Raw genomic sequence first — 5,325 nt, 5'->3', positions numbered from 1 at the left:
CCCACCCCCCCTGCCCCCCCGACATCGGGGGGGTCGGGGGGGCAAGGGGGGGCAGCTTACATCAGATATTGCCTGAGATAACTTGGGGTTTTTGACCATATTCTTGACGGCTAAATTCTCAACCACAATCGTTTGGTTTTCCCGAACTAATTGAGTGGTTAGCTTATGTAAATGGTCTTTTCTACTATCGGTGATTTGAGCGTGAATTCTGGCTACTTTGATTCTTGCTTTTTCCCGATTTTTTGACCCTTTCTGTTTTCTAGAAAGATTTTTCGATGCTCTTCGCAACCTCTGATAATGTTTCTTAAAATGCTTAGGATTAGATACTTTATCGCCATCGCTGGTAATTACTAAACTACTAATTCCTAAGTCAATTCCGATGGCTTTATCTGTTACTGGGAAAGGCTTAATCGTTGGGTCATCAAATCTTATTGAGATATGCCAGCGTCCAGAAGGATGTAATCTGACTGTTACTGTGCTTGGTTCACATCCGTCTGGTATTTGTCTTGACCATCGAATAGGTAAAGGTTCTGTGCATTTGGCTAAATAGACTTGTCTGTCTTTAAATTTAAAAGCAGATTTGGTAAATTCGGCACTTCCTCCTTGATGTTTTTTCTTAAAGTTAGGATACTTAGTACGACCAGCAAAGAAATTAGTAAAAGCTGTTTGTAGGTGTCTTAACCCTTGTTGTAAAGGTACACAGCTAACTTCGTTTAAAAAGTCTAATTCTTCTTGTTTTTTCCAATCGGTCAACATTGAAGAAGTTTGAGCGTAGCCTACTCTTTCTTGTCTTTCATACCAAGCTTGTGTTCTGAGATGGAGAGCTTTATTGTAAACTAATCTTACACAGCCCAATGTGCGCCGCAATAGCGACTCTTGTTCGGGTGTGGGGTAAAATCGGTAAGAATAGGCTTTTTCCATATTTCCATACCTCACATTTTAGCATATATTTCGTAAATGTGCTAATATTTGACGGTAAAGCCGTCGTAGAACGACGGGGTTTCAGACCCAAATTTTCGATGAAATGGCGAGTGATACTTGAACCGGATCCCGATACAAACGAATGGGCAATTTGGTGTCCGGAACTGCCCGGATGCACATCTGCCGGTATTACACAAGAGGAAGCTCTCAATAATATACGCGAAGCGATCGAGCTTTATTTACAACCTGATGCTATCGATCTTCTACCAGGAGCAGTAATCCGTGAGGTTATGGTGGGATGACTCGACTCAGGAGAATGAATGCTGACGAGGTTGAGCGCATATTACGCAAGTATAACTTTGAACTGATCTCTCAGAAGGGTAGTCATAGAAAATGGCGTGGTAGGGATCAAGATACTCAAGTTATCGTACCTTACCATCAAGGGAGAGATTTACCTACTGGAACATTGCGTAACATCATGATTACAGCCATGATCCCAGAAGGAGAGTGGAAATCTCCATAAACTTCATCTAAAGTCCATCTGTCTAACCAATCACTGCACCCGACCGAGAGTTAGACTGATAATATCATTCAAGGTTGGGCTTCGGCCGTGAGCTTTTGCCGAACGGTTGAAGCATGAAACCCAACGCCCGATCATGTTAGGCTACTGCTAACCCATCCTACAAATAATTGTGTCTCCCTACTTATAACAAATCACTCCAGTATCAATTATGAATTATGAGTTAGGAAGTGGGAAGAAAAAAGCTGCCGACTGCCTCCTGACTTCGTTAGCCTTTCAGCAATAAATCGCTAATTTCCGACTGACAATGACCAATTAAACGATTAAGGGCTTTTTTTCCTTGTTTACCTTGATAATCTGAGCGATCGCTTTCAGTAATTCCATAGGGACGACCGATCGCCACCTTGACACGATGATAAAATACAACGGGATGCCAACCATCTTGATCGAATAAAGGTTCCGTGGTATCTAACCAGCGCAGCAAACGCACGGGAAAAGGACTAATAACAGTTTCCGACTCGGAGAGAATAGCCACAGGTAAGACCGATAGATTCTCCACGGGACAACGCAGGGCTAAATGGGCAAATCCGCTCTGAAAAGCGCTAATTTGACGAGGAGCAGTCAAATTTAACATCGGCGATCCACCTTCTGGAAATAAACCGATCCATCGTCCGGACTGTAAAAAATCCGTTGCTTGCCGAAAAAAAGTCCGGTGGCGTTTTTCGGGGGTATCAAAGGGAAAACAGCCCAATTCTCCGATTAATTCCCGCAAAAGTGGCGTTTTTCCCATGTAGTGATGACAGGCGATCGGGAGAGTTTTGCCCAAAGCTTGAATTAAGATCGGCGCGTCCAAAAAGCTACGATGGTTACTTACCACGATCGCCACTCCTTGGCTGGGTAGATTTTCTTGACCGACGGTAAACAGACTCGTGCGCGTGGTATCAAGAATTAAACGAGAGGTGGATAGGGGGGTAAGCAGCTTCATGGAAAAAAAAATCGGCCTTAAGATTGTTTTTATTGACTTAGACTACAACTAAAGGATAAAACAGAATTAGAGGATCATAAAATATAAGGGATTATGTCCCAATCATCTACGGATCAGCCTCGGGGCAGCCTCGTCTATTTAAAAAAATAAATTTCATGAATGATTTAAATGAGCGAAAAACATTTGCTTTAACAACACCTCTTTATTATGTCAACGATATCCCTCACATCGGCAGTGCTTACACAACGATCGTAGCGGATGTTATGGCACGATGGAAGCGGTTACAGGGGAATTCTGTCCTCCTAATTACAGGAACCGACGAACACGGACAGAAAATCGAACGGACTGCGGCAACCAAAGGACTCGCTCCCCAGGAACACTGCGATCGCATCGCCACCAGTTTTGCCAATCTCTGGGCCAAGCTACAGATCCAGTATGATCGCTTTAGTCGTACCACTGCCCCCCGTCATCAGGCAATTGTTAACGAATTTTTTGAAAGAGTCTGGGAAAAGGGCGATATCTATCTCGATCGCCAACAGGGTTGGTATTGCGTCGCCTGTGAAGAATTTAAGGAAAAAAGAGAACTGTTAGATAATGGCTGTTGTCCCATTCATACTAATCTGGCCGCCGAATGGCGCGACGAGGAAAACTATTTTTTCCGTCTCTCTAAGTATCAGACGCAACTAGAACAACTTTACCAAGAGCAACCCGATTTTATTCAACCGGAAAGCCGACGTAATGAGGTTCTCAACTTCGTCAACCAAGGACTACAGGACTTCTCCATTTCTAGGGTTAATGTGGCTTGGGGGTTTCCCATTCCCCACGATGGTCAGCATACCATCTACGTTTGGTTTGATGCCCTTCTTGGCTATGTTACCGCCCTTCTCGACCCCGAAGACGAACCCACCCTAGAAAATGCCTTGGCCAAATGGTGGCCGATCGATCTGCATCTGATCGGTAAAGATATATTAAGATTCCATGCCATTTATTGGCCAGCTATGCTCATGTCGGCGGGTTTACCCTTGCCTAAAAGAGTATTCGGCCATGGCTTTTTGACCAAAGACGGGCGGAAAATGGGCAAAAGTCTCGGTAATACCCTCGATCCCTTCGATTTAGTTGATCGCTATGGGGCCGATGCCGTCCGTTACTATTTCGTCAAAGAGATTGAATTAGGACAGGATGGCGATTTTCAGGAAACCAGATTTGTGAATATTCTGAACGCGGATTTAGCCAACGATTTAGGCAACCTCCTCAATCGCACCCTAGGCATGGTCAAAAAATACTGCCAAAATAACCCCCCCCAGTTGACCGGTGTAGATATCCCCAACGATAATCACCTTAAGAATATGGGGATCAATTTAGGGGGGATTGTTGAACAGAAGTACGATGCGCTACAATTTGATCAAGCCTGTGAGGAAATATTAGCGTTAATTCGTGCTAGTAACAAGTTTATCGATGAGAGTGCGCCCTGGAGTTTATTTAAACAGAAACAACAAGCAGCCGTAGAACAGGTTCTCTACGCAGTTTTGGAATCAGTAAGACTCTCTGCCTACCTACTCTCACCGATAATACCGACCTTGAGCAGTAAAATTTATCAACAACTAGGTTTTGTTATTGATTTTAATACTTTCAGGTCGGAGGCTGGGGAAAACTCCTCTGATGGTGTCTCTTTTTGTAAACACCGTCAATGGGGATTACCGACAAATCCACAACTAGGAACACCTGAACCGATCTTTTCTAAACTAGAACTGCCGTTAAACGATTCCTAAAGGAATTTTTTGATAACTCTATTTTTTAAGGTCTGTTGTCCTTTGGGACACAACTGGCAAACACTCAACACTAAACTTTTAACAAACGAGGAAAAATAAAATGTTTGATGATTATGACACGGCCCCAGTCTTCACCCCCGAACAAGTGCTAGAAAATCGCGGTCGTGTGGCGATTTTCATCGATGGTTCTAATTTATTTTATGCGGCCCTGCAATTAGGTATCGAAATTGACTACACCAAATTACTTTGTCGTTTAACTGCCGGTTCTCGTCTCCTGCGGGCCTTCTTTTATACTGGAGTTGATCGCACTAACGAAAAACAGCAGGGATTCCTCCTCTGGATGCGTCGCAACGGCTATCGAGTCATCGCCAAAGATCTAGTACAATTGCCCGATGGTTCCAAAAAAGCCAATCTTGACGTGGAAATCGCCGTAGATTTAATGGCGCTAGTGGGTTCCTATGATACCGCAGTCATTGTCAGTGGTGATGGAGATTTAGCCTATGCTGCCGATTCCGTCAGTTACCGCGGTGCGCGGGTGGAAGTGGTTAGTTTGCGATCGATGACCAGTGATAGTTTAATTAATGTGGCTGATCGCTATGTTGATTTAGATCAAATTAAAGAAGAAATTCAAAAAACCAGCAAACATCACGTTGGTTATAATAATTTCCCCGTCAGCGTCTTGGATCAAGACCGTAGCAGTCGCTAGAAAAATTCAGTAAAAATCCAGTTTAAGGTGGGAATTACCCACCTTTTTCAGTTATCAGTTATCAGTTATCAGTTAGCAGTTAGCAGTTATCAGTGATACTAAATCCGCTGAGTATAGGCTACATATCAGGAGAGGCACTCATGGAAGTGGAGTGACTCTTAAATTATTACAGATGTGTCAGCAGCCGTGTGCAAGCATCCCACCGAAAAACTAATGCGCTCCGTAGGGCTGATTCATTCTCCGAATCTAAGTAGGTAGGCGTTAAAAGTTGTCAGATCCCCCCGCTGTCCTTTAGTCACATCTTTCTTAACATTTCAAACCTTTGTAGCACAAGGCTTTCAAGACTCGGTTAACAATCTGTAATATTCCTTGTTGACACCCTTACTGACAAGGAAAAAACTGAAATCAAGTCAGGATAAGGGTT

General features: G+C 43.6%; 6 protein-coding genes. 4 read left to right on the top strand and 2 right to left on the bottom strand.

The window, feature by feature from the left end:
- Positions 1-921: RNA-guided endonuclease InsQ/TnpB family protein (locus ACE1AQ_RS01645; RefSeq protein WP_374807732.1), on the bottom strand; the 921-nt coding region annotated here is incomplete at its 3' end.
- Between the two features lie 98 nt (positions 922-1,019).
- Here ACE1AQ_RS01645 and ACE1AQ_RS01640 point away from each other — a divergent pair.
- The gene (locus ACE1AQ_RS01640; RefSeq protein ID WP_002776494.1) at positions 1,020-1,223 is read left to right on the top strand and encodes a type II toxin-antitoxin system HicB family antitoxin; all 204 of its coding nucleotides are present in this window, start codon (positions 1,020-1,022) and stop codon (positions 1,221-1,223) included.
- The gene (locus ACE1AQ_RS01635) at positions 1,220-1,444 is read left to right on the top strand and encodes a type II toxin-antitoxin system HicA family toxin (RefSeq protein ID WP_002776495.1); all 225 of its coding nucleotides are present in this window, start codon (positions 1,220-1,222) and stop codon (positions 1,442-1,444) included. Before ACE1AQ_RS01640 ends, ACE1AQ_RS01635 begins: the two co-directional genes overlap by 4 nt.
- A gap of 265 nt (positions 1,445-1,709) precedes the next feature.
- Here the strand turns inward: ACE1AQ_RS01635 and ACE1AQ_RS01630 are convergent, their stop codons facing one another.
- Positions 1,710-2,426 carry a 1-acyl-sn-glycerol-3-phosphate acyltransferase gene (locus tag ACE1AQ_RS01630; protein ID WP_110544873.1) on the bottom strand — a complete coding sequence of 239 codons (717 nt, stop codon included), beginning with the start codon at positions 2,424-2,426 and terminating at the stop codon, positions 1,710-1,712.
- Positions 2,427-2,581: 155 nt separating this feature from the next.
- Between ACE1AQ_RS01630 and metG the strand changes: the two genes are divergently transcribed.
- The gene (gene metG / locus ACE1AQ_RS01625; protein WP_110544875.1) at positions 2,582-4,195 is read left to right on the top strand and encodes a methionine--tRNA ligase; all 1,614 of its coding nucleotides are present in this window, start codon (positions 2,582-2,584) and stop codon (positions 4,193-4,195) included.
- A 100-nt stretch (positions 4,196-4,295) separates the two neighbouring features.
- Positions 4,296-4,901: an NYN domain-containing protein gene (locus tag ACE1AQ_RS01620; protein ID WP_002739868.1), complete on the top strand. Its 606-nt coding sequence runs from the start codon at positions 4,296-4,298 to the stop codon at positions 4,899-4,901.
- Positions 4,902-5,325 lie beyond the last annotated feature (424 nt).

The organism is Microcystis sp. BLCC-F209, assembly GCF_041928595.1.
Taxonomy (GTDB): Bacteria; Cyanobacteriota; Cyanobacteriia; order Cyanobacteriales; family Microcystaceae; genus Microcystis.
Note: the sequence above shows the minus strand (reverse complement) of the source record. Positions and strands in the feature narration are given on the sequence as shown.

Bases quoted from the DNA above. Each gene is read 5' to 3' on its own strand.
- ACE1AQ_RS01640 (WP_002776494.1), top strand. From the start codon at position 1,020: ATGAAATGGCGAGTGATACTTGAACCGGATCCCGATACAAACGAATGG.
- ACE1AQ_RS01635 (WP_002776495.1), top strand. From the start codon at position 1,220: ATGACTCGACTCAGGAGAATGAATGCTGACGAGGTTGAGCGCATATTA.
- ACE1AQ_RS01630 (WP_110544873.1), bottom strand. From the start codon at position 2,426: ATGAAGCTGCTTACCCCCCTATCCACCTCTCGTTTAATTCTTGATACC.
- metG (WP_110544875.1), top strand. From the start codon at position 2,582: ATGAATGATTTAAATGAGCGAAAAACATTTGCTTTAACAACACCTCTT.
- ACE1AQ_RS01620 (WP_002739868.1), top strand. From the start codon at position 4,296: ATGTTTGATGATTATGACACGGCCCCAGTCTTCACCCCCGAACAAGTG.